This window comes from Klebsiella ornithinolytica (assembly GCF_030505655.1).
Lineage (GTDB): Bacteria > Pseudomonadota > Gammaproteobacteria > Enterobacterales > Enterobacteriaceae > Klebsiella > Klebsiella ornithinolytica.
On the sequence record NZ_CP130153.1, the window covers coordinates 2,899,823 to 2,923,938 of the forward strand.

Below are 24,116 nucleotides of genomic sequence, written 5' to 3' on the forward strand. Positions count from 1 at the left end.
TTTTCTCCTGTCATGTCCTACGCTTTGCGGGCATAGAACTGCAATTTATCTTCATCGAGTTCGACACCTAAACCCGGCGTCTGAGGCAGGACGACGCTGCCGTCGGTGAACGTTAGCGGCACGCTGACGATGTCATCTTTGAGCAACAGCGGACCAAACATTTCAGTGCCCCATTGCAGCGGCAGCGTCGACCAGGCGTGCAACGATGCGACGGTGCCCACGGTTCCTTCCAGCATGGTGCCGCCATACAATCCGATACCCGCCGCCTGCGCGACGTGCGCCAAGGCTAAAACGCTGGCCGGGCCGCCCGCTTTGGCAATTTTCAAGGCAAAGGCGCCGCTGAAGCCTTGCTGCGCCAGGCGATAGCCATCGTAGTGCGTCGCCACCGCTTCATCCGCCAGAATCGCGGTTTCAATGTGATGGCTGAGGCGAACCAGCGCCGCGTTGTCCTGCGCGCTGACCGGTTGTTCAATTAAGTCGATGCCCATCGCCGCCAGTTCACGACAGCCTTTTGCCGCCACAGTGGCGTCCCAGGCCTGGTTGACATCGACACGAATGCTCGCCCGATCGCCGAGGGCTTCGACAATCGCCCGGGTATGACGTAAATCGGTCGCCAGTTCGCGGGCGCCAATTTTCAACTTAAATGCCTGATGGCGACCTTCGGCCAGCAGCGTTTCCCCTTCGGCGATATCCTTGTTGGTATCCCCGCTCGCCAGGGTCCACAGCACCGGCAGCGAGGTCTGCAGCGCGCCGCCAAGCAGCGCTGAAACCGGCAGCCCCAGCGCCTTGCCCTGCGCATCCAACAGCGCGGTTTCAATGGCGGATTTGGCGAAGGTGTTACCTTTGATGGCGCTGTTGATACGCTGCGTCAGCGCATTCAGGTTATCGGCGGGCTGCCCTTTGAGCAGCGGCGTCAGATAATGGTTAATGGCGCTGGAGATGGCTTCCGGACTCTCGACGCCATAGCTCAGCCCGCCGATGGTGGTCGCCTCGCCGATACCGCAAATACCGTCAGAGCGCGTAATGCGGACAATCACCAGCGTCTGGCAGCCCATGGTTGTCATTGAGAGTTTGTGCGGGCGAATGGTCGGGACATCAACCAGCCAGCTTTCAATGCGTTCTACGGTCGCGGTCATGTTTTCTTCCTGATCGTTAAATTCATAACTTTTTGTGACGCCAACCATAACGAAGGGTGACGGTGACTTTGACAATAGGGGGGAGCCGGTGAAATGGTCAACGGCGATAATCGAAATGTTGTGCGATTATCGACGCGCTTGTTAAAATGAGGTTAATAATGTGATCCGGGTGGTAAAACAGGCACATTCCGTCGCCGCCCTTTTTCCCCACGGTATAGTGGTGCCCGTGAGCTTTTGTTTTCGAATGGAGAGGAATTCAATGAGCGCGACACCGCCAACCCCCCTCAGCGCCAGGCAGGCCGAACACGACCCGAATTTCATGCTGTCGCTGGCGCGCGGGTTGGAAGTTCTCAGCGCCTTTACTCCCCAGCGCCAGCGGCTGACTATCTCGCAGCTCAGCCAGAAAACGCAGATTTCCCGCGCCGCCGTCCGCCGCTGCCTGTATACCCTGGCCGCACTCGGCATGGTGCACAGTCCTGACGGACGCAGCTATGAACTGTTGCCGCGGGTGTTGGCCGTCGGCCACGCCTATCTGGCCGGAACGCCGCTGGCGAAAGTGGCCCAGACCGCGCTGGATAACCTCGGTAAGAGCCTCGGCGAATCTTGCTCCGCCGCCACCCTCGATGGCGATAACGTGCTCTATATTGCCAGGGCCGCAGTCAATAATCTGCTGAGCGTTGATATCGGTCGCGGCAGCCGTCTCCCCGCATGGGCGACCTCAATGGGCCGCGTACTGCTTAGCGCCCTGGCGGAAGAGCAGCTGGACGTGACATTGTCACGCGCGAATTTAATTCGCTACACCCCGCATACGCTGTATGATTTAGCGGGATTGCGGGAGGAAATAACCAGAGTACGTATGCAGGGATATGCGATCGCCGATCGGCAAATTGAGGTAGGATTATGTTCGCTGGCGGTACCGCTGCTGTCACGCAGCGGCCAGGTGGTGGCGGCGCTCAACGTCGGCGTGCCCGCCAGTGCCATGAGCGCCGCCGCGCTGAGAGAGAAAGCGCTGGCCCCGCTGCGGCGGGCGGCCATGGAGCTTTCTCTCCAGCTGTAGGGCTAGTTCATTTTCGGCGCCTGCGCCAGACTGCGCCAGATCCCGGCTGCCAGCAGCAGCAGCAGCACCCCGGCGGTGGCCAGCACGATGCTGTGGGCGCTGATAAACGCGGTTTTCGCCGCTGCAATCAGCGAATGCGCCGGAACTGCGGGCAGCGATTGCGCCAGGGCGATCGCTTCGCTGATGGACGACGAGGCCTGCGCTGCGGCCTGACCGTCCACCCCGGCGGGCAGCACAATCGATGAACTGTAGCTGCGGGTCAGAATCAGGCCAAACAGCGCGATCCCCAGACCGGCCCCCAGCTCGTAGGCCATCGTTTCAATGGCGCCGGCCGCCGCCGCTTTCTCTTTCGGCGCCGCCGCCATAATGGCGGAGCCGGAAGCCAACAATGCGCTGGCGACGCTGAAGCCTAAGAGAATCATCAATCCCCATGCCAGCCACTGCTGGGAGCTGAAATCGGTCATCGACAGACCGAGGAAACTGAGCGCGCTCAGCAGCATACCGCCGGTTGCCACCAGCCGCAGGCCCAGGCGAGAAACCATCACCCCGGCAACAGGTCCGCTAAACCCGCTCGCCAGCATCAGCGGCAGCATAAACAGCCCGGCTTCAAACGGTGTTTTGCCGTGGACGAACTGTAGCTCCTGCGCCATCAGTAGCTCGAAGCCAACCAGGGTAATCAGGGCGGTCATCGCCATCATCACGCCGCTTAAGATAATGCGATGCGTAAACAGGCGCATATCGACCATCGGCGTCGCGGCGGAAAGCTGCTGGCGAACAAAGCGCACCAACAGCGCCAGGCCCACCAGCGCGATCGATCCGGTCAGCCATAATGCCATCTGCCCTTTCAGCGCCGATTTTGCGCTGAACACCAGCATCAGGATCGCCACAATCAGCATCAATGCCTGGGTCAGATTAAGCGGCTGTTCGCGCCGTGCCGGCTGGCGCGGCACCATCCGCGCACTGAAGGCGATAACCGCCAGCACGATGGGCACGTTGATCAGGAATACCGATCCCCAGTAAAAATGTTCCAGCAGGATCCCGCCCACCAGCGGGCCGAAGGCGGCGCCGCCAGAGCCAATCGCCGCCCACAGGCCGAGCGCCATGTTGCGGTGGCGCGCCTGAGAAAAAGTGTTACGGATACCGGCGAGCGTCGCCGGGACGATCATCGCCGCACCAATGGCCAGCAGCGCGCGGGAGGCGATCAGCGCCAGCGCAGTGGGTGAAAACGCCGCCGCCAGCGACGAAACGCCGAAAATAGCGCTGCCGAGCAGCAACAGCCGTTTAAAACCAATTTTATCGCCGAGCGCCCCCATCGGCAGCACCATACCGGCCATGACTAATGAATAAATATCAATGATCCACAGCAGCTCATTGCTGCTGGTCCCCAACGACATACTAAGCGTTGGCGCGGCGACATGCAGTACCGTGGCATCAATCGCCACCGGTAAATACACCAACAAAATCGCCACCAGGGTTAACCATTGCCGAGACATACTTTTTCCTCAATTTTGCAAATTGGACACGCGTCCAGGATTGCGATCCTGCCGGATTGTTGAACAACTGTCCAACTTTTTGTTACTATCGAAGAAAACCACGGCTCAGCGGGGAAATATGCACTACTTAAATCGGGAAGCGCGTCGGGAGGTGATCATGCTGGCGGCGATGCGTGTCGCGCTGCAGGGGGGCTTAGGCGCCATGACCGTCCGGCAAATCGCCGCCGAAGCTGGAGTCTCCACCGGGCAGTTGCATCACCATTTCACCTCCATCGGCGAGCTTAAGGCGCAGGCCTTCGTTCGTTTAATTCGTGAGATGCTGGATATCCAGCTGGTAGCGGAAGACGCCAGCTCGCGCGAGCGCCTGTTTTCAATGCTCGGCAGCGAAGATGGCCGCCTGGATCCCTATATCCGTTTGTGGCGCGAAGGCCAACTGCTCTCCGGGAGCGATAGCGACATCAAAGAGGCCTACCTGCTCACCATGTCGATGTGGCACGAAGAGACGGTCAATATTATTCGTCTCGGCAGCGAAAGCGGTGAATTTCATCCCGATGACAGCGCGGAGAATATCGCCTGGCGTTTAATTGCCCTGGTCTGCGGTCTGGATGGGATTTATGCGCTGGGAATGGAAGCGATCGACGACAGCGCATTTACACGCTATATAAACTACTATATAACGTTAGAACTACTGCGCCCACCAACCATTTAGCCAACTGAGCTTCTGAATGCACCGGGACGGCACGGTTGTCGGCCCGGCAGACCTGTCGCCGCTGCTGACAGGAGCGCAGTTTAAGTCACATTTCATTTACATTTAGTAACAAATAATAACCCCCTATTGCGCACGCGCTTTCCTGAAGCGTTTTTTTTTATCTATTCTTCAAACACTACAATAATTCATTCGACCAGCCTTAATCGCCTCTTCTGCTTAATTTGCGGTGTTGTCATCTTTAAATTTTCTTTGGTTACTGTGCATTCGAGGGCAATATGTCAAGAGAAAGTGAGAAAGATAATCATTACCTTTTAAAAGGGTGGCGCCCGGAAAATCCAGCATTCTGGGAAAATAAAGGCAAAGCTATTGCGCGAAGAAATCTTTTTATTTCAGTAAGTTGTTTACTTCTTGCCTTCTGCGTCTGGATGTTATTCAGCGCGGTTGCGGTGAATCTTAATAAAGTCGGCTTTAATTTCACTACCGATCAGCTTTTTTTATTAACCGCGCTTCCTTCGCTGTCCGGGGCAATATTACGCGTGCCCTATTCTTTTATGGTTCCTATATTTGGCGGACGCTACTGGACGGTGATCAGCACCGTTATTTTAGTGGTGCCCTGCCTGTGGCTTGGGATCGCGGTGCAAAACCCGGCAACCCCATTCTGGATATTTATTCTCATCGCTCTGCTCTGCGGTTTTGCCGGAGCTAACTTTGCCTCCAGCATGGGCAACATCAGTTTTTTCTACCCGAAAGCGAAGCAAGGCAGCGCCCTCGGCGTGAACGGCGGCCTGGGTAACCTCGGCGTCAGCGTGATGCAGCTGCTCTCGCCGGTAGTGATCTTCGTGCCGATCTTCACTTTTGTCGGCGTTCGCGGCGTCGATCAACCGGACGGCGCAACCCTGTGGCTCGGCAACTCGCCGCTCATCTGGGTGCCGCTGCTGCTCGCCGCTACCGTGGCGGCGTGGTTCGGGATGAACGATATCGCCGGTGCCAAAACCTCCATTCGCGATCAGCTCCCGGTGTTGAAACGCCCGCATATGTGGTTGCTGAGCCTGCTTTATCTCGCCACCTTCGGCTCGTTCATCGGGTTTTCCGCCGGCTTCGCGATGCTGGCCAAAACGCAGTTTCCGGATGTGAATATCCTGAAACTGGCCTTCTTTGGCCCGTTTATCGGCGCCCTGGCGCGCTCCTTCGGCGGCATCATTTCCGACCGTCTGGGCGGCGTCAACGTCACCCTGGTGAACTTCATTCTGATGGCGCTGTTTACCGGCCTGCTGTTCCTCACCCTACCCGGCTCCGGTTCCGGGAGTTTTCTGGCGTTTTACGTGGTGTTTATGGGGCTGTTTCTCACCGCGGGTCTCGGCAGCGGCTCTACGTTCCAGATGATCGCCGTGATCTTTCGCCAGATAACCATCGATAGCGTCAAGAAACGCGGCGGCAGCGATGAGCAGGCCCAGCACGAAGCGGTCACCGATACCGCCGCCGCGCTCGGGTTTATCTCCGCTATTGGCGCGGTCGGGGGCTTCTTCATCCCGAAAGCCTTTGGCACCTCGTTAGCCATGACCGGTTCCCCGGTTGGCGCCATGAAGGTTTTCTTTGTCTTTTATGTCGTTTGCGTACTGGTGACCTGGCTGGTCTACGGTCGTCGTAAACCGGCAAAAAAATAACGGCATCGTTGCCGGATGGCGGCTGACGCCTTTATCCGGCCTACGGGATCGTGCGGTCTTGCTGGCCGGATAAGGCGTTAACGCGTCGCATCCGGCAAGGGCTTGATGCCGGACATTATCGGAGCAGGAGAAACGTCATGAGTAAACTACTGGATCGCTTTCGCTACTTTAAGCAGAAACGCGAGACCTTTGCCAACGGCCACGGTCAGGTCCTGGATACCAACCGTGACTGGGAAGATAGTTACCGTCAGCGCTGGCAGTTCGACAAGATCGTCCGTTCCACGCACGGAGTAAACTGTACGGGCTCATGCAGCTGGAAAATTTACGTCAAAAACGGGCTGGTCACCTGGGAAACCCAGCAGACCGACTATCCGCGTACCCGCCCGGATCTGCCCAACCACGAACCGCGCGGCTGCCCGCGCGGCGCCAGCTACTCCTGGTATCTCTACAGCGCCAACCGACTCAAATACCCGCTGGCACGTAAACGGCTGATTGAGCTGTGGCGCACGGCGCTGGCCCGCCATCCCGACCCGGTCGATGCCTGGAACAGCATTATGGAAGATCCGCAGCAGTGTCTCAGCTACAAGCAGATGCGCGGCAAAGGCGGGTTCATTCGCTCGACCTGGAAAGAGCTGAACCAGCTGATTGCCGCCGCCAACGTCTGGACCATCAAGCACTATGGCCCGGACCGCATTGTCGGCTTCTCGCCGATCCCGGCGATGTCGATGGTCTCTTATGCCGCTGGTACCCGCTACCTGTCGCTAATTGGCGGTACCTGCCTGAGCTTCTACGACTGGTATTGCGACCTGCCCCCCGCCTCGCCGATGACCTGGGGCGAACAGACCGACGTACCGGAATCTGCCGACTGGTATAACTCCAGCTACATCATCGCCTGGGGCTCTAACGTGCCGCAGACCCGAACGCCTGACGCCCACTTTTTTACCGAGGTGCGCTACAAAGGCACCAAAACTATTGCTATTACGCCGGACTATTCGGAAGTGGCGAAACTGTGCGATCAGTGGCTGGCGCCGAAACAGGGTACCGACAGCGCGCTGGCCATGGCGATGGGCCATGTCATCTTAAAACGCTTCCATCTCGACAATCCGAGCGATTACTTCCTTAACTACTGCCGCCACTACACCGACATGCCGATGCTGGTGCTGCTCGACGATCGCGACGATGGTACCACCGTCCCCGGGCGAATGGTGCGCGCTTCTGACCTGCTGGACGGGCTGGGTGAGAGCAACAATCCGGAGTGGAAAACCGTGGCCTTCAGTTCCGCCGGTGAACTGGTCGCCCCCAATGGCTCTATCGGTTTTCGCTGGGGCGAAAAAGGGAAATGGAACCTCGAACCGCGGGCCGCCGGGAAGGAGACCGAACTGGCGCTGTCCCTGCTGAATATCAAAGATACCGTCGCCGCCGTGGGCTTCCCCTACTTTGGTGGCAACGAGAACCCGCATTTTCGCAGCGTTGAGCAGCAGCCGGTGCTGATTCATCGGCTTCCGGCCAAACGTCTGACCCTGGCCAGCGGCGAGAGCAAACTGGTGGTGAGCGTTTATGACCTGGTCCTGGCTAACTACGGCCTCGACCGGGGGCTCGACGATGAGAACGCGGCCGGCGATTTCAGCGAGGTGAAAGCCTACACTCCGGCCTGGGCGGAGCAGATTACCGGCGTTCCCCGCCACCACATAGAGCAAATCGCCTGGGAGTTCGCCGATACCGCGCATAAAACCCACGGTCGCTCGATGATTATCCTCGGTGCCGGCGTCAACCACTGGTACCACATGGATATGAACTACCGGGGGATGATCAATATGCTGGTGTTCTGCGGCTGCGTCGGACAGAGCGGCGGCGGCTGGTCGCACTATGTCGGCCAGGAAAAACTGCGTCCGCAGACCGGCTGGCTGCCGCTGGCGTTTGCCACCGACTGGAACCGCCCGCCGCGCCAGATGAACAGCACCTCTTATTTCTACAACCACTCCAGCCAGTGGCGCTATGAAAAGCTGACCGCCCAGGAGCTGCTTTCACCGCTGGCGGACGCCAGTCGATATACCGGACACCTGATTGATTTTAACGTGCGCGCCGAGCGCATGGGCTGGCTGCCTTCCGCCCCGCAGCTCAGCGTCAATCCGCTGACCATTAAGCAGCAGGCCGATGCCGCCGGCCTCTCACCCGCCGACTACACCGTGCAGGCGTTAAAATCCGGCGCCATCCGCTTTGCCTGCGAGCAGCCGGACAACGGTAAAAACCATCCGCGGAATATGTTTATCTGGCGCTCCAACCTGCTGGGTTCCTCCGGCAAGGGGCATGAGTACATGCTCAAATATCTGCTGGGCACCGACAGCGGCATCCAGGGCGATGAACTGGGGGCGACGGACGAGGTTAAACCGGAAGAGGTCGAGTGGCAGACCCCGGCGATTGAAGGCAAGCTCGATCTGCTGGTGACCCTCGATTTCCGCATGTCGAGCACCTGCCTGTTCTCAGATATCGTTCTGCCGACCGCCACCTGGTATGAAAAAGACGATATGAACACCTCGGATATGCATCCGTTTATCCACCCGCTTTCCGCCGCCGTCGACCCGGTCTGGGAAGCCAAAAGCGACTGGGAAATCTATAAAGAGATCGCCAACGTCTTTTCGACGGTCTGCGTCGGCCATCTCGACGCGGAGACCGATGTGGTGCTTCTGCCTCTGCAGCATGACTCTGCGGGCGAACTGTCCCAGCCTTTCGATGTGGTTGACTGGCATAAGGGCGAGTGCGATCTGATTCCGGGGAAAACGGCCCCGACCATTGCGGTAGTCGAGCGCGATTACCCTGCCACCTACGAGCGCTTCACTTCCCTGGGCCCGCTGCTGGATAAGCTGGGCAACGGCAGTAAAGGCATCAGCTGGAAAACGCAGGATGAGGTCGATTTCCTCGGCAAACTCAATTACGTCAAGCTCGACGGCCCGGCAAAAGGCCGCCCGCGCATCGACAGCGCCATCGACGCCACGGAAGTGATCCTCAGCCTGGCGCCAGAAACCAACGGCCAGGTGGCGGTCAAAGCCTGGCAGGCGCTGGGAGAGTTTACCGGACGCGATCACACCCATCTGGCTATCAACAAAGAAGATGAGAAGATTCGCTTTCGCGATATTCAGGCCCAGCCGCGCAAAATCATCTCCAGTCCGACCTGGTCCGGGCTGGAAAGCGAGCACGTCTCCTACAACGCCGGCTACACCAATGTCCATGAACTGATCCCCTGGCGCACGCTCTCCGGCCGCCAGCAGCTGTATCAGGATCATCCGTGGATGCGCGCCTTCGGTGAAAGTCTGGTGGTCTACCGGCCGCCGATTGATACCCGGAGCGTCAGCCATATGCATCAGATTCCGCCGAACGGCTTCCCGGAAAAGGCGCTCAATTTCCTCACCCCGCACCAGAAATGGGGGATTCACTCCACCTACAGCGAAAACCTGCTGATGCTGACCCTGTCGCGCGGCGGGCCGATCGTCTGGATCAGTGAAACCGACGCCAGAGAGCTTGGCATTGAGGACAACGACTGGATTGAGGCCTTCAACGCCAACGGTGCGCTCACCGCCCGGGCGGTGGTCAGCCAGCGCGTACCGCCCGGCATGACCATGATGTACCACGCGCAGGAGCGCATCATGAACATTCCCGGATCTGAAGTCACCGGCCGTCGCGGCGGCATTCATAACTCGGTGACCCGCATTTGCCCGAAACCCACCCACATGATTGGCGGCTATGCGCAGCTGGCCTACGGCTTTAACTATTACGGTACCGTCGGCTCCAACCGCGATGAGTTCATCATGATTCGTAAAATGAAAAACATTAACTGGCTGGATGACGAAGGTCGCGATCAGGTACAGGAGGCGAAAAAATGAAAATCCGCTCACAAGTTGGAATGGTGCTCAATCTCGACAAATGCATCGGCTGCCACACCTGCTCGGTCACCTGCAAGAACGTCTGGACCGGGCGCGAAGGGATGGAATACGCCTGGTTTAACAACGTCGAAACCAAACCCGGTATCGGCTACCCGAAAAACTGGGAAGACCAGGAAGAGTGGCAAGGCGGCTGGATCCGCGGGATCACCGGTAAGCTGACGCCGCGCCTCGGCAACCGCGTTGGCGTGTTGGCAAAAATCTTCGCCAACCCGCAGCTGCCGGGCATCGACGACTATTACGAACCCTTCACCTACGATTACCAGCATCTGCATACCGCGCCGGAGAGCCAGCATCTGCCTACCGCCCGCCCCCGTTCGCTGATTAGCGGTAAGCGAATGGATAAAATCAGCTGGGGCCCCAACTGGGAAGAGCTGCTTGGCGGCGAGTTTGAAAAGCGCGCCCGTGACCGTAACTTCGAAGCCATGCAGAAAGAGATGTACGGCCAGTTTGAAAACACCTTCATGATGTATCTGCCGCGCCTGTGCGAACACTGCCTTAACCCGAGCTGCGTCGCGACCTGCCCGAGCGGGGCTATCTATAAGCGCGAAGAGGATGGCATCGTACTGATCGATCAGGATAAATGCCGCGGCTGGCGCATGTGCATCAGCGGCTGCCCGTACAAAAAAATCTACTTTAACTGGAAGAGCGGCAAATCGGAGAAGTGCATCTTCTGCTATCCGCGGATTGAATCCGGCCAGCCGACGGTCTGTTCGGAAACCTGCGTCGGGCGCATTCGCTACCTCGGCGTGCTGCTGTATGACGCCGACCGGATTGAGGAAGCGGCCAGCACCGAACATGAAACCGACCTCTATGAACGCCAGTGCGAGGTATTCCTCGACCCGCACGACCCGGCGGTGATTGAAGAGGCGCTGAAACAAGGGATCCCGCATAACGTCATCGACGCGGCGCAGAAATCGCCGGTGTATAAACTGGCGATGGACTGGAAGCTGGCGCTACCGCTGCACCCGGAGTATCGCACCCTGCCGATGGTCTGGTACGTCCCGCCGCTGTCACCGATTCAGTCGGTCGCCGACGCCGGCGGCCTGCCAAATAATGGCAGCATTCTGCCTGCCGTCGAAAGCCTGCGCATTCCGGTGCAGTATCTCGCCAATCTGCTGAGCGCCGGCGATACCGGCCCGGTGCTGCGCGCCCTGAAACGCATGATGGCGATGCGCCACTACAAACGCTCACAGACCGTCGAAGGAGTGACCGATACCCGGGCTATCGAAGAGGTGGGCTTAAGCGTGGAACAGGTCGAGGAGATGTACCGCTACCTGGCCATCGCTAACTACGAAGATCGCTTCGTGATCCCCACCAGCCACCGGGAAATGGCGGAAGATGCCTTCCCGGAACGCAACGGCTGCGGATTTACCTTCGGCGACGGTTGCCACGGGTCGGATACCAAATTCAACCTGTTCAACAGCCAGCGCATCGATGCGATCAACATCGGGGAGAAAGAGTAATGCGGATCCTCAAAATTATCGGTCTGCTGCTGGAGTATCCGGATAGCCTGCTGTGGGACAACCGTGAAGAGGCGCTGGAGTTGGTCCGTGCCGATGCGCCGGCGCTACTGCCGTTTGTTGAATCGCTGCTGGCCGCCCCGCTGCTCGACCGCCAGGCCGAATGGTGTGAAGTGTTTGACCGCGGACGGGCCACCTCGCTGCTGCTGTTTGAGCACGTGCACGCGGAGTCCCGCGACCGCGGCCAGGCGATGGTCGAGCTGATGAATCAGTATGAGCAGGCCGGGCTGCACATCGACTGCCGGGAGCTGCCTGACCATTTACCGCTCTATCTGGAGTACCTCAGTAGCCTGCCGCCAGACGACGCCAGAGAAGGCTTGCAAAACGTGGCCCCGATTCTGGCGCTGCTTGGCGGGCGCGTCAAACAGCGCCAGTGTCAATATTATCAGCTGTTTGACGTCCTGCTGGCGCTGGCTGGCAGCGCGCTCAGCAGTGACAGTGTCACCAGGCAGGTGGCGGGTGAAAAGCGCGATGATACCCGCCAGGCGCTGGATGCGGTGTGGGAGGAGGAGCAGGTGAAGTTTATCGAAGATAACGCCACCGCCTGCGACAGCTCCCCGATGCAACATTATCAACGACGCTTTAGCCAGGACGTCGCGCCACAGTACGTCGACGTCGGTGCCGGAGGCCCGAAATGATACAGTACCTGAACGTCTTTTTTTACGATATCTACCCTTATCTGTGCGGGACGGTGTTTCTCATCGGCAGCTGGCTACGCTACGACTACGGGCAGTATACGTGGCGCGCCTCTTCCAGCCAGATGCTCGACAAACGCGGCATGGTGCTGTGGTCGAATCTGTTCCATATCGGCATCCTGGGCATCTTCTTCGGCCACCTCTTCGGGATGCTGACCCCGCACTGGGTTTACTCCTGGTTCCTGCCAATGTCGCAAAAGCAGCTAATGGCGATGATTCTCGGCGGGATCTGCGGCGTACTGACGCTGGTGGGCGGCGCCGGGCTGCTGATTCGTCGTCTGACCAACCCGCGCATTCGCGCCACCTCATCGACGGCGGATATTGTGATTCTGAGCATTCTGCTGATTCAGTGTGCGCTGGGTCTGACGACCATCCCCTTCTCCGCTCAACATCCTGACGGCAGTGAAATGCTGAAGCTGGTGGACTGGGCGCAGGCGGTGGTGACCTTCCACGGCGGCGCCTCGGCGCATCTTGATGGCGTGGCATTTATCTACCGCGTTCACCTGGTGCTGGGGATGACCATCTTCCTGATCTTCCCGTTCACTCGCCTGGTGCACGTCTGGAGCGCGCCAATAGAGTATTTGACCCGCCGCTACCAGCTGGTGAGATCCCGACGCTGAAGGTTTGACTCCCTCTCTGTCAACCCTTATGAGCTAACCCGTCAGCCTCCGCGCCAGGAGGCTGACGCTGTTAAAACAGGGGGAAAAGGTAAACCTGTAGTCGCTTCCCGCAATGACTTATACTGTTCCCGCACGTAATCTCTTCTCTTGAAACGCGCTGACTCAACCGGATGATACGTAGGTGAGGGAACCATGGGTAAATACGTCATTTTTATCAGCAGTCGCGGCGGGAGAGCCGTAGCAAAAGACGCAGTGACATCCTCTTTGCTTAAAGAGATGAAACGACAGGGATTCAGAAAACATCACGTTGAGGTAGAAGCTGAAAACGAAAACGATGCCGTTAAAGCGTTAAACAGATTTAATGACGATTATCTGACGGAGGTAAAGGAGTACACCGCGAGCGTCATATTTGTGTGCCTGTGCGCGATTGTTGCTTTCATCGTTTTTCTATTTTCAAACAGATAGCAAATTTACGCCTCCAGGCGCAACAAACAGATTAACAAGCGGATTTCAGCGCAAAGCGCAATTATCCGTCGGCGGCATATGCAGCGCAAAACAGGTGGTAATAGTGTGCAGCAGCAGTTTCGCCGGCCCGGTAAGCCGATTTTCATCGCCATATAATCCCACCCCAATGTCACCCGCCGCGGGCAATTTTGCGCAATCAACGATCTGCAGCGTAGCAGGCATGCCTATCGTTGTGCGTAGCGCCACCCCCAGTCCTGCAGATGCGGCAGCCCAGATTCCGTTCAGACTGCGACTGGTAAAGGCAATACGCCAGGGGATTCCGGCTTTATCTAACGCCGCGGTGGCGGCGGTGCGCATGACGCACGGCGCTTCAAAGGCCAGCAGCGGCAGCGGCTGGTTGCTGTCGAGATAACGGGCAACATCGAACGCCGCCGCCGCGATCCACTGCAGCGGCAGTCTCCCCAGCAGATGATCAAAAACCGGTGCGTCGCGCCCTTCCCAGCTCAGGGCCAGATCGAGCTCCTGGCGCATCATCGCCTCGCGCAGCGGCGCATTCCGCGTGACGGTAACCGCAATCTCCACCTCGGGACAGGCCCGGGAAAATTGCCCGAGGACCGCCGGCAGTAACACCTCGCCAAAGTCCTCCTGCAGTCCGAGACGAACCTCGCCGCTTACCCCTCTGGCCTGCAGCGCGGCCCAGGCCTCGTCATTCAGGCTAAGCATTCGCCGCGCGTAGCTCAGCATAATTTCCCCTTCCGCGGTCAACGCCAGATGACGCCCGGCCTTTTGTACCAGCGCCGTGCCGCTCTGCTGCTCAAGCTTTTTAAGCTGAGCGCTGATCGCCGACGTTGAACGCCCCAGGCGTTCGGCGGCAAGGGCAAAACTGCCGAGTTCCATTCCGGTCACGAAAGCGCGTAGCGCGTCGGCATCAAAGGTCAGTGGTCGTCTGGTCATCATTAATCATCCCGTTTTTCAGGATTATTACTCACAAATTATATGATTATCGAAACCATCATAACCGGATATCGTCTCCGTGACATCCCACCTATGAGGTTGCAAATGGACAAAGTTAATCTGACCCGGGAAACCCTGGCAGCGCTGGCGCCAAAGCTGGCATCACTGAGTGAAGAGATCCTGTTTGGCGATATCTGGCAACGCCCCGCGCTGTCACCGCGTGACAGAAGCCTCATCACTCTCAGCGCGCTGGTCGCAATGTATCGTCCTGAACAGCTTGCCTGGCACCTGACATTCGCCCGGGAAAACGGCGTAACGGAGAGCGAAATCACCGAGCTTTTTACCCACCTGTCGTTTTACGCCGGATGGCCAGCGGCGGTTTCAGCACTCAATGTGTTTAGCCAGCTTGATACCGAATGAGGAGACGCGCATGCCCATAACCCGCATCGCCATTTCTGCGCAGCGTTTCGCGCAATGGCACGCTCGAATCTCTATCGATTTGCAGCAGGCGCTTGAAGATCATTTTTCGGTCCCGGCCGGCGACTGCTTTCAGCTTTTTGACTGCTACAGCCCAGGGCAGCGGATAGTTAACCCGCACTATCTCTGTAGGGCTGAAGCCGGACGCAGCGATGATTTCCTGCTGTTTCAGATAACCGCCGGTAAGCCACGCAGCCATCTGCAAAAGCAGCGTTTTTATCAGGATTTAGTGACGCGACTTGAGCAGTCGCTGGGCATCAGCCCGCATGAGGTGATGGTAGTGATCGGCTTTACCGAGCCGGAAGACTGGTCATTCGGCAGCGGGAAAATGTTCAGCCTGACGGATATTCCTCCGCCGCGCTAAGCAACGCTGCAATAACAGAGGCTGTGACCAGTCAGGAGCCGGAAGCCGACCCGGTTGCTGAGGATGCTTCCCGGCGGCTGACGCTACAGGAGACGCAGCGCCACCACGTTGGGTCATCGCGAAGCATGACTCTCGGGTAAAGAGCAGGTGCCCGATACCGCTCGCGGCCGGGATTAGCAGACCGCGGCCCCGGGGGATACTGGTGAACAACGGGTGACGCTGGAAGCATGTCTCTTGTGGGTTAACATCGCCGAAAGTGACAGGACAAATGCCGCAGTTCCCCGGTTTATGGCCGAGAAAAGGCGGTCGCTATACTCTGTTTTCGCCAGGACGACGCCCTGAAAAAAACCGGGGAGGATTTCAGATGCGACCTTTCACCTTGCAGGTCTGGCGATGCGATAGATGCGGTCCGCCTGCACGGCCGACCGCCCCTTCTGTCTGGACAGCGTCGCCCCTACTTCCCCGCCTCAGGATGGGTATCAAACGCCGCCATGACCGCTGCGAGCTCACCTTCAGTAAAGCCATATTTGGCATCATCGACGCCAAGACCGAAGCGGGTTTGCAGCGCCTCATACAGCGCAGGAACATCCGGTAAATCGATCTTCTCCACCACATGGGCATTATCCCAATGGGTAAAGTGGAAGTTAGTTAACGTCATTTTCCCGCCGTCCGGCAAATGACGACACATCAGCAGATGGTGGCGGAAATGCGATTGCGGCCAGTGCGCCGACCAGAAATTCCCCATGACATAGTCAGCGGCATACTGGCGCCCGAGGTCGAAAACGTACATCGACTGCCAGTGGCCGTGATGGCTGTACTGTAACGTCCACTCATCCCCTTCGCAAATCAGTCGGTAGACACCGTGCGGGGTTGACTGTTCCGCATCCGCCAGCAGCCGGACAGGCGCGGTCAGGGTCTGGCCGCCGAAGCCGACATCGGCGATCCAGCGCTCACCATCGACCTCAACCAGCAGCAGGCGATGGGTTCGCGGCGGCATCTGCGACGGATTGGCCAGCACCACGCGCCCCAGCAGACTACGGACGTTAAAACCCAGCTCGCGAAGTACCCGCTCCAGCAGCCCATTTTGCTCGAAGCAGTAACCGCCGCGACGGCCGTTAATCAGCTTCTCTTCCAGAGTCCGATCGTCAAGATGGATCTCTCTGGGCAGCAGAACATCCAGATTTTCAAACGGGATCGCGCCATTGTGGTGAATATGCAGTTCGCGCAAGGTGTTAAGCGATACATCAGGGTTTCCCGTCCAGCCCAGACGAGAAAAATAAGCGCTTAAAAATCGACTCATCAATGCCTCCAGCAATCGGTGTTCGACATTTATAGCCTATTTTCCCCGGCCGACTGCATATTTTGTGCGGTCACCCTTAACCGCGCGTGCCGCGTTGCATCAAGGCCAGCGCGCCGAGCATCAACGCCAGGCCGGTCAACAGTGTCAGCGAAGCCATGGCCATGCCCTGGCCGATCGACCCTTGCTCAAACTGACGCCAGATAAACACGGACACGGTTTGCGTCCCCGCCGGAGCCAACAGCAGCGATGTCACCAGTTCACGCGAAGCGACGGCAAACACCATCAGCATCGCCGCCAGCAGCGCCGGAAAGACCAGCGGCAGCACAATCAGCCGCAGCGCCTGCAGCGGCGATGCGCCGTGGACCCGCGCCGCCGGTTCGAGATTATTCCCCAGCTGGCGCAGAGCGCTGCCAACATAGCGCACCGGCCACGGCAGCAGCAGGCAACAGTATGACAATAGCAGCATCCATCCGCTGTTATAGGGCGAAACCGGCCAGAACGGCTGGTTCCACAGCAGAATCAGCCCGACGCCCACGACCACCCCCGGCAGCGCCGCCGGCATCAGCGACAGCGCATCGACGATGCCACGGCCTTTGATTTTCTGCACCAGCACCAGCCATGCGACAATCAGCCCCACCAGGCCGACGATCAGCGCCGACGCCAGCGCCAGCGACAGACTGGTTCCCAGCGCCGACAGCGCATCCCCCTGCCTGGCAAACAGCGCGGCAAAATGGCGGAAAGTAAAATTATCGGCATGAATGCCGCCTGATAAGGTCCCCATCAGGCCGGTCAGGACCATCGCCGCGCCCGGCAGCACCACGGCGACGCCTGCGATACCCAGCATCAGCAGAACAGCGGGCAGCGCCAGCCACCCCAGTTCCGCCCCGCTGTTTTCCCCCGGTTTGCCGGTCACGCTGGTGACCTCGGTATCCCCCACCAACCGCTTTTGCAGCCACCAGGCCAGCAGCGCGACGCCAATCAGCAGCAGCGACAGTAGCGACGCGCCCGGCAGATCGATGGGCCAGTCAGCCAGTTTTTTCTCAATACCGACGGTGAGCATCACCAGACCGGCCCGCGATCCTAACGCCGCCGGGACGCCAAACTCCTCAATTGCCAGGGTAAACGCCAGCAGCATCCCCGCCGCCAGCGCCGGGGAAAGCATCGGCAGCGTAATATGCCAGAAGGCTCGCCAGGCGCTGGCGCCGTGAACGCGCGCGACGATCGCCAGCCGCTGACCGCTCGCCAGCAGGCTGCGGGAAACGGCAAAATAGACCACCGGGAAGATATTAAAGGTCATCACCAGCACGATCCCGCCGCGGCTGAACAGCAGATCGTTCAGATCCCAGCCGGTGAGCTGTTGCAGATAGCCGTTGCTTTGCAGCACCAGCATCCACGACAGCGCCGCGATATATGGCGGCGTGAGGAACGGGATCAGGAACAGCAGATCCCACAGGCGCGGCAGCGGAACATTAAACAGGCCGCGCAGCACCCCCAGCGGCAGGCCGATAACCACGCTCATCAGCGCGACGCCGCTGGCCACCCACAGGGTGCCGCCGAGCATCGGCAGGAGCTGAGGATCGGCTAACAGCATCGGTACGCCCGTCAGCGCTCCGCTCAGGGAACCGGCGCTGAAATGGGGGAAAATCGCCTGTAAGACGATGAATAAAAGCGGTAACGCCACCAGCACCAGCAGCACCGTCAGAGTGACGCCGGAAATCAGTTTCTGTTTCACGGTAGAGTCCTGGGAATACGGCCCCGTCTCCCGGGTCAGGCGTCAACCGCCCCCGGGAGAAAGGCAAATTACTGCGCGAAAAGGGTATTGAAGCGGGAAAGTACCGTACTGCGTTCGCTGCTGCCATCGCTGGTGGTCGGCAGAATTTTCAGTTCATTAAGCAGCGGACGTTTAGCCGGGATATCGCTACGTGCGGGCATCAGCCACGCGCCGGCGACCAGCGCCTGGCCTTCCGGCGACAGGACATAGTCAACGAAGGCTTTGGCATCGTCAGCATGCGCCGTGGTTTTAAGGATCATCATCGGCCGCGGGGCAATCACCGTGCCGCTGGCGGGGAAAATCACTTTCAGGGATTCCCCCTGGTCGATATTACCGTAAGAGACATAGTCCACCGCGCCGAACACCGCCGCTTTCGCCCCCTGCATGACCGGCGTCACCGCCTGAGCGTTCGGCCCGCTGACCACCATGCCGTTCTTTTTCAGTTCGTCGAACAATGCCCAGGCCTTGTCGCCCATGCCATTCTGCAACCCGATCAGCAAATCCAGCGATGCGCCGGAGAGCGCCGGATCTGGCGTCGTGACCTTATCTTTAAACGCCGCTTCGGTCAGGTCGCGCCACTCTTTCGGCTCCGGGGTGCCGCTTTTGCTGTTCCAGACGATCCCCAGTGCCGATATCCCCTGCGCAACGTAATCCGCAGATTTCAGGTTCGCCGGGACCTTATCGGCATTGGCGCTTTGATACGGCAGCAGCCAGCCGCGTTGATGCAAATCTTCCGCGGTATCCCAGGAGGCGGAGATCAGCACATCCGCCTGCGGATTGGCCTGCTCCGCGTCGAGACGCGCCATCACCTTACCGGTCGTGGCCTGGAAAATATTGACCTTCACCCCGGTTTTCTTTTCATAGCCGCTGGCGAGACTTTTCGCCAGCGAACCCGGCCCGGCGGTATATACGGTCAGCGCGTGGGCGCTGGACATCATGGTGGCAGACAACAACATCGCGAGCACAGCTCCTTTCTTAACGGTCATAACGGTTTTCATGCGAGTTCCCCGGAGGATGAAGTGATGGTGCGAACGGCGGCAATAGTGCCGGCAGATAAATGAACAATTCGGTCGGCCAGCAGTTCGGCTTCGCGGCGGTCGTGAGTGACATATACCGCGGTGATCCCCAGCTGACGCAGCAGACGGCTCATCTCGACACACAGCGATTCGCGCAGTTCGCTATCGAGGTTGGAGAGCGGTTCGTCAAACAACAGCACGCGAGGTTCGGCAACGATGGCGCGAGCCAGCGCGACGCGCTGCTGCTGACCGCCGGAAAGACCGGAGGGTTTACGATCGGCAAAGCCGTTGAGGCCAACCATCGCCAGCGCATCATTAACCCGCTGTTGTCGCGCTGCGCGCGCTACGCCGCGCATCCGCAGTGGAAAGGCGACATTCTGCGCCGCCGTCATATGCGGCCACAGGGCGTAGTCCTGAAAAACCATGCCGATGTCACGCTGCTCCGGCGCCATACCCCAGCCGGGTTTCGCCACCAGACGATCGCCAAAGCGTATCTCGCCTGCTGCCGGAACGCTGAGCCCCGCCAACAGGCGCAACAGGGTACTTTTGCCGCAGCCAGAAGGCCCCAGCAGCGCCACGATGCTACCCGCATCGATATGCAGGTCTATTTGATTCAGGACAGTATGAGTGCCGAAGGCGAACGAAACGCCGTCGAGTTTGATGCCGGTAAGCGCGCGCATTATCGCCCTCCCTGCCGGGAAAGCGTTGCTCCGCCCGCCGTCAACAGCCGGCGGGCCGCACTCACCTGTGATAAAGACAGGAGAGCTAACATATTGTTATCCTCTTTGGGATTTAGTGGTGCCGACTATAGGGAGCCCGCATGACATATTGATTACATTTTCATTGCGGATTAACGTGTTGTCTGGCATCAGACCCATTTACCAAGGAACGCTTATGAGCCGTTTTCGCCACGTGGAACTCCAGTACGCCAGTCGCCTGCTCAATCATGGCCCGACCATTCTGATAACCAGTTACGATGCCGCTTCTCAACGCCGTAACGTCATGGCCGCCGCGTGGTCGATGCCGGTGGAATTTGCCCCGCCGCGACTCGCCATCGTGGTGGATAAAAGTGCCTGGACAAGGGAGATCATTGAGCGCAACGGTACCTTCGGCATCGTGGTCCCCGGCGTAGAAGCTGCCAGCTGGACCTACGCGGTCGGCAGCATCAGTGGACGTGATGAGGATAAATTTAACGCTTACGGCATCCCCGTGGTGCAGGGGCCGGAGCTGGGATTACCGCTGATTGAAGAGAAGTGCCTGGCGTGGATGGAGTGCCGACTGTTGCCGCCAACGGCAGCTCAGGAGCAGTACGACACGCTGTTTGGCGAGGTGGTTTCCGCCGCCGCCGATGAGCGCGCTTTCGTCACCGGACGCTGGCAGTTCGACGACGATAAGATCAATACGCTGCATCATCTCGGCACCGGAAACTTTGTCGCCAGCGGCCGCCACGTGCGCGCCAATACTCCGGAAGAGTAACCCCATTCGCCGGCGCAGGCAGGGTTTACCGGCCTGCCTGGCTTGCTGGCCGCATATGCGCTTCGTGGAAATTGCCCGGCGGCGCTTCGCTGGCACGGGCCTACACGATCGGCGCATAACATCCACGCCCTCGCCGGTCAGGCTATTCCGCTACCACATCCGCAACCCCGTATTTACTGGTTGGCCTGCCTGGCGTGCTGGCCGCATATGCGCTTCGGGGAATTGCCCGGCGGCGCTTCGCTGGCACGGGCCTACACGATCGGCGCATGACATCCACGCCCTCGCCAGTCAGGCTATTCTGCTATCACATCCGCAACCCCGTATTTACTGGCTCGCCTGCCTGGCTTGCTTGCCGCATATACGCTTCGTGGAAATTGCCCGGCGGCGCTTCGCTGGCACGGGCCTACACGATCGGCGCATGACATCCACTCCCTCGCCGGTCAGGCTATTCCGCTATCACCCGTGTCCCCCTGTAGGCCGGGTAAGGCGTCAGCCGCCACCCGGCAAAATACCGGCACGCTGTCCAGGCCCGATTTATCATCTTTTATGCTGATGTTCACAAAACGCGCGTTGACATTTGATTATCGATAAACTCACCCATATAGTTAGGCGCCATACTATATTGCAGAGGCCGCGATGGAGCTTGAACAGAAATATCTTTCGTTATTGCAGGAGGCCCGGCGTCTTCAGCTTGCCGATGTCGATACGATCCGTCTCTGTTTTCAGACCCTCTCGCTGGCCGCTGCGATTGATCGCGATTGTGCGCTGCTGCTGGCGCCATGGGGATTGTCCGAGGGGCGCTTTGTTCTGTTGTTTATACTCGATGGCGCGCCTGACGGTCTGGCCCCCAACGTACTGGCGGAAAAAGCCGGCGTCACCCGGGCAACCATTACCGGATTGCTGAACGGTCTCGAACGCGACCGGCTGATTGAACGCCACGCCGATCCCCTTGATGGCCGGGCCATGCGTATCGCATTAACCTCTGAGGGGAAGCAGCTTATCGCCCGCGTTTTTGCCCGACACAGCCGCTGGATCGCCGGTTTGTTCAGCCCTCTCTCGGCGCAAGAACGCACCCAGCTGTCTGAACTGCTGGCGAAAGTTGCCGCCGGTACCCAGGCAGGAAAAGGAGATGCCCATGCCGGTTGAACAACAACGTAAAGGCGCAACCCGCGTCGCGGATATCCCTGACGACATTTTGCACCGGCTTTCGCGGGGAGAGCTGCCAGGTGCCAACCTGACGGAAATCCTGGCCATCGATCAGGCCGTTCTGCTGCGCTCGGTCTTTCCAGAGCTGTCGCCGGTTTCCCACCAGGCCGCAGAGGGATTGGCTGCGCAGGGTATTGTTAAACGAATGGCGGGTATTGCTCGTCTGTTGCTGAGCGAACTCGGGGAGAGTGGATTCGACCGCTGTGCGGCTCATTCGTCGGATACCGTGCGCGGCTGGGCCTGTTTTATGCTCGGCGCCGCGCCGGATTTAACGCTCGATGCGCGCTTACACGCTATCTATCCCCTGGCCGACGATAGTCATTTTGGTGTTCGCGAATGGGCGTGGCTGGCGCTGCGTCCGCATCTGGCGCACGATCTGGATCTTACTATCGCCCTGCTCACCCCCTGGACCTGTTGCGCATCGCAGTACATTCGCCGTTTTGCCTGCGAGTCCCTGCGCCCGCGCGGCGTCTGGTGCGCGCATATCGCTGAGCTGAAACAACAGCCCCAGCGGGCGCTGGCAATACTTTCCCCACTGCGTGCTGATCCGTCGAGATATGTCCAGGATTCTGTGGCCAACTGGCTGAATGACGCGGGTAAAGAGAGAGCAGAGTGGGTACAGTCGCTCTGCGCGCAATGGCTGGCAGACAACCCGTCTCCCGCCACCTTGCGCATTTGCCAGCGCGCGAGGCGAAATTTAATCTGATGAGCGACGCAGGCGCCCTGCCCGGGCGACAAACGGCGCCGATTGTTGAGCACGGTCGCCCCCTGCGTCGTTCTGCGCAAACATACCGTATAACCAACTCATCCCACCGAAAGGAACTCGCTATGAGCGTACCGCAAACCCAGGCGCAACTCCTGCAAGCCATCAATAAAAACTACGCTAAACTAGCCGGCTATTTGACGCATATTCCCCCGGAGATGACGGAGCAAAAGACCCTTCCCGGTCATGCACAGAACACCGAAATGAGCGTTCGCGATCTGGTCTGTTATCTGCTGGGATGGAATGAACTGGTTCTCAAATGGCTGGCTCACGATGAAGCGCAGCAGCCCATCGACTTCCCGGAAACCGGTTTTCAATGGAACCAGCTTGGGCTGCTGGCGCAAAAGTTCTACCTCGATTACCCCGCGCAGGACTACCCGGCTCTGCTCGATTCTCTGCATCAGGCTAAACGGCGGCTTATCGCCTGCATCGAAGCCCAGGACAATGATTCGCTTTACGGTCGGCCGTGGTATGGGAAATGGACTCTGGGGCGGATGATTTCACTCAACACCTCGTCGCCTTATGCCAACGCCTGCGCCCGCCTGCGCAAGTGGGCGAAGGCACAAAATGTCGCCTTGAAATAGTGGCTCCCTCAGCGCAGCAAACGACGCCTGTCTTCGCTGGGGGTCACCCCAAAAACCTTTTTGTACAGGGTCGTGAAGTGGTTACTGTTGGCAAATCCACACAAATAAGCCACATCGGTAATCGTCATATCCGTTTCCCGGAGCTTTACTCGCGCTGAGACTAAACGCAGGCGTTTTAAATAATTATCCGGCGTCATCCCGGTGGCTTCTTTTATATGGCGAAAAGCAGTACGTGACGTCAGATGAAATTTTTCGGCCAGCTGTTGCCAGTTATGGTCTTCAAAACAGTGCTCCTGTAACCAGGTCAGCAGCTTATGCAGTTTATATTTGGTATTGCTATATTCCGCTTCGGTTTCCGCATACATTATGGTCGTCACCAGCTGGAAAAATGCGGCTTCCCGCAGCGCCCTGTTTTCCCCCCGCTGGCCATCCGCTGAAAATATTTTCCCCACCAGTTCCTTGCAGATATGGCGGGCATCTGGCGCCAGCCAGCCGTAGCAGGAGGCCTGCCGGGAAGAGAAGGTCTGCAATAGCGAATCGAGATGCTGTAAATAATGAAATTCAACCTCGGGGTTAATCAATACATTAATTAATTTCAGTGTTCCAAGCTCATCATAATAATGTACATCCCCAGGCTGAACATAAAAAACGTCGCCCTGCTGAATATATAATGGCCGGCCGTTAATAATATGTAAGCCGTGCCCCTCGTCCACTATCACCAGTTCAGCAAACTCGTGGCTGTGTTCATGACTGTTATCTTCCGGATCGCTGGCGTACATCCCCAGTTTATCCTGCGGATCGGCGAAATAATACTCAACGGTTAATATCATCGTTAACAATATCCAAAACGGCATTCGGGCAGTGGCACGATAATGCATTTTACTGGCTGCCACGCACAAGATTTATAG

The 24,116-nt window shown here is 58.5% G+C and carries 22 protein-coding genes; 14 read left to right on the forward strand and 8 right to left on the reverse strand.

What is annotated here, in order from left to right:
* Nucleotides 1–17: 17 nt before the first annotated feature.
* Nucleotides 18–1,184, reverse strand: coding sequence for a muconate cycloisomerase family protein (locus Q1L34_RS13920; RefSeq protein WP_370313355.1), 1,167 nt, complete (start codon nucleotides 1,182–1,184; stop codon nucleotides 18–20).
* Nucleotides 1,185–1,395: 211 nt separating this feature from the next.
* Here Q1L34_RS13920 and Q1L34_RS13925 point away from each other — a divergent pair, with 211 nt between their 5' ends.
* The gene (locus tag Q1L34_RS13925) at nucleotides 1,396–2,193 is read left to right on the forward strand and encodes an IclR family transcriptional regulator domain-containing protein (protein WP_151333669.1); all 798 of its coding nucleotides are present in this window, start codon (nucleotides 1,396–1,398) and stop codon (nucleotides 2,191–2,193) included.
* A 2-nt stretch (nucleotides 2,194–2,195) separates the two neighbouring features.
* Here Q1L34_RS13925 and Q1L34_RS13930 read toward each other — a convergent pair whose 3' ends face one another.
* The gene (locus Q1L34_RS13930; protein WP_004861697.1) at nucleotides 2,196–3,686 is read right to left on the reverse strand and encodes an MFS transporter; all 1,491 of its coding nucleotides are present in this window, start codon (nucleotides 3,684–3,686) and stop codon (nucleotides 2,196–2,198) included.
* 118 nt (nucleotides 3,687–3,804) lie between these two features.
* On the opposite strand from Q1L34_RS13930, the gene Q1L34_RS13935 reads away from it, so the two are divergent.
* The 7 genes from Q1L34_RS13935 (at nucleotide 3,805) to Q1L34_RS13965 (ending at nucleotide 13,297) form a co-directional block, all read left to right on the forward strand.
* Entirely contained in the window at nucleotides 3,805–4,395 is a 591-nt protein-coding gene (locus tag Q1L34_RS13935; protein WP_032717407.1) for a TetR family transcriptional regulator, read from the forward strand.
* 275 nt (nucleotides 4,396–4,670) lie between these two features.
* Complete coding sequence (locus tag Q1L34_RS13940) at nucleotides 4,671–6,059, forward strand: NarK family nitrate/nitrite MFS transporter (protein ID WP_004861692.1); 1,389 nt, start codon at nucleotides 4,671–4,673, stop codon at nucleotides 6,057–6,059.
* Nucleotides 6,060–6,196: 137 nt separating this feature from the next.
* Nucleotides 6,197–9,937, forward strand: a complete 3,741-nt coding sequence (locus Q1L34_RS13945; RefSeq protein WP_327204109.1) for a nitrate reductase subunit alpha — start codon at nucleotides 6,197–6,199, stop codon at nucleotides 9,935–9,937.
* Nucleotides 9,934–11,460 carry a nitrate reductase subunit beta gene (narH, locus tag Q1L34_RS13950; RefSeq protein ID WP_015584391.1) on the forward strand — a complete coding sequence of 509 codons (1,527 nt, stop codon included), beginning with the start codon at nucleotides 9,934–9,936 and terminating at the stop codon, nucleotides 11,458–11,460. The genes Q1L34_RS13945 and narH overlap by 4 nt, the downstream gene beginning before the upstream one ends.
* Nucleotides 11,460–12,155 (forward strand): nitrate reductase molybdenum cofactor assembly chaperone, encoded by a 696-nt coding sequence (gene narW, locus Q1L34_RS13955; protein ID WP_004861686.1) that lies wholly within the window; start codon nucleotides 11,460–11,462, stop codon nucleotides 12,153–12,155. The genes narH and narW overlap by 1 nt, the downstream gene beginning before the upstream one ends.
* On the forward strand, nucleotides 12,152–12,832 hold the full coding sequence (gene narI, locus Q1L34_RS13960; protein ID WP_004861681.1) for a respiratory nitrate reductase subunit gamma: 681 nt from the start codon (nucleotides 12,152–12,154) through the stop codon (nucleotides 12,830–12,832). The genes narW and narI overlap by 4 nt, the downstream gene beginning before the upstream one ends.
* A gap of 192 nt (nucleotides 12,833–13,024) precedes the next feature.
* A complete protein-coding gene (locus tag Q1L34_RS13965) occupies nucleotides 13,025–13,297 on the forward strand; it encodes a hypothetical protein (protein ID WP_032717404.1) in 273 nt (90 codons plus the stop codon).
* Between the two features lie 45 nt (nucleotides 13,298–13,342).
* Here Q1L34_RS13965 and Q1L34_RS13970 read toward each other — a convergent pair whose 3' ends face one another.
* Nucleotides 13,343–14,251, reverse strand: a complete 909-nt coding sequence (locus Q1L34_RS13970; RefSeq protein ID WP_327204582.1) for a LysR substrate-binding domain-containing protein — start codon at nucleotides 14,249–14,251, stop codon at nucleotides 13,343–13,345.
* A gap of 105 nt (nucleotides 14,252–14,356) precedes the next feature.
* On the opposite strand from Q1L34_RS13970, the gene Q1L34_RS13975 reads away from it, so the two are divergent.
* Together Q1L34_RS13975 and Q1L34_RS13980 are read left to right on the forward strand one after the other, a co-directional pair.
* Nucleotides 14,357–14,671: a carboxymuconolactone decarboxylase family protein gene (locus Q1L34_RS13975; protein WP_004861674.1), complete on the forward strand. Its 315-nt coding sequence runs from the start codon at nucleotides 14,357–14,359 to the stop codon at nucleotides 14,669–14,671.
* A 10-nt stretch (nucleotides 14,672–14,681) separates the two neighbouring features.
* Nucleotides 14,682–15,092, forward strand: a complete 411-nt coding sequence (locus Q1L34_RS13980; RefSeq protein ID WP_004861671.1) for a tautomerase family protein — start codon at nucleotides 14,682–14,684, stop codon at nucleotides 15,090–15,092.
* Nucleotides 15,093–15,546: 454 nt separating this feature from the next.
* Here Q1L34_RS13980 and nhoA read toward each other — a convergent pair whose 3' ends face one another.
* The 4 genes from nhoA to Q1L34_RS14000 form a co-directional block, all read right to left on the reverse strand.
* Nucleotides 15,547–16,392: an N-hydroxyarylamine O-acetyltransferase gene (nhoA, locus tag Q1L34_RS13985; protein WP_044348284.1), complete on the reverse strand. Its 846-nt coding sequence runs from the start codon at nucleotides 16,390–16,392 to the stop codon at nucleotides 15,547–15,549.
* A gap of 76 nt (nucleotides 16,393–16,468) precedes the next feature.
* Nucleotides 16,469–18,124 (reverse strand): ABC transporter permease, encoded by a 1,656-nt coding sequence (locus Q1L34_RS13990; protein WP_088402640.1) that lies wholly within the window; start codon nucleotides 18,122–18,124, stop codon nucleotides 16,469–16,471.
* Nucleotides 18,125–18,192: 68 nt separating this feature from the next.
* The gene (locus tag Q1L34_RS13995; RefSeq protein WP_004861664.1) at nucleotides 18,193–19,161 is read right to left on the reverse strand and encodes an ABC transporter substrate-binding protein; all 969 of its coding nucleotides are present in this window, start codon (nucleotides 19,159–19,161) and stop codon (nucleotides 18,193–18,195) included.
* Nucleotides 19,158–19,862: an ABC transporter ATP-binding protein gene (locus Q1L34_RS14000; protein ID WP_162098180.1), complete on the reverse strand. Its 705-nt coding sequence runs from the start codon at nucleotides 19,860–19,862 to the stop codon at nucleotides 19,158–19,160. The genes Q1L34_RS13995 and Q1L34_RS14000 overlap by 4 nt, the downstream gene beginning before the upstream one ends.
* A 211-nt stretch (nucleotides 19,863–20,073) precedes the next feature.
* On the opposite strand from Q1L34_RS14000, the gene Q1L34_RS14005 reads away from it, so the two are divergent.
* The 4 genes from Q1L34_RS14005 to Q1L34_RS14020 all read left to right on the forward strand — a co-directional run bounded on the left by Q1L34_RS14005 (nucleotide 20,074) and on the right by Q1L34_RS14020 (nucleotide 23,208).
* Nucleotides 20,074–20,655: a flavin reductase family protein gene (locus Q1L34_RS14005; protein ID WP_004861659.1), complete on the forward strand. Its 582-nt coding sequence runs from the start codon at nucleotides 20,074–20,076 to the stop codon at nucleotides 20,653–20,655.
* Between the two features lie 636 nt (nucleotides 20,656–21,291).
* A complete protein-coding gene (locus Q1L34_RS14010; protein ID WP_004861657.1) occupies nucleotides 21,292–21,801 on the forward strand; it encodes a MarR family winged helix-turn-helix transcriptional regulator in 510 nt (169 codons plus the stop codon).
* Complete coding sequence (locus Q1L34_RS14015; RefSeq protein WP_004861654.1) at nucleotides 21,791–22,567, forward strand: DNA alkylation repair protein; 777 nt, start codon at nucleotides 21,791–21,793, stop codon at nucleotides 22,565–22,567. Before Q1L34_RS14010 ends, Q1L34_RS14015 begins: the two co-directional genes overlap by 11 nt.
* Nucleotides 22,568–22,689: 122 nt before the next feature.
* Nucleotides 22,690–23,208, forward strand: a complete 519-nt coding sequence (locus tag Q1L34_RS14020; RefSeq protein WP_004861652.1) for a ClbS/DfsB family four-helix bundle protein — start codon at nucleotides 22,690–22,692, stop codon at nucleotides 23,206–23,208.
* Nucleotides 23,209–23,216: 8 nt separating this feature from the next.
* On the opposite strand, the gene Q1L34_RS14025 is transcribed toward Q1L34_RS14020, so the two are convergent.
* Complete coding sequence (locus Q1L34_RS14025; protein WP_004861650.1) at nucleotides 23,217–24,038, reverse strand: helix-turn-helix domain-containing protein; 822 nt, start codon at nucleotides 24,036–24,038, stop codon at nucleotides 23,217–23,219.
* Nucleotides 24,039–24,116 lie beyond the last annotated feature (78 nt).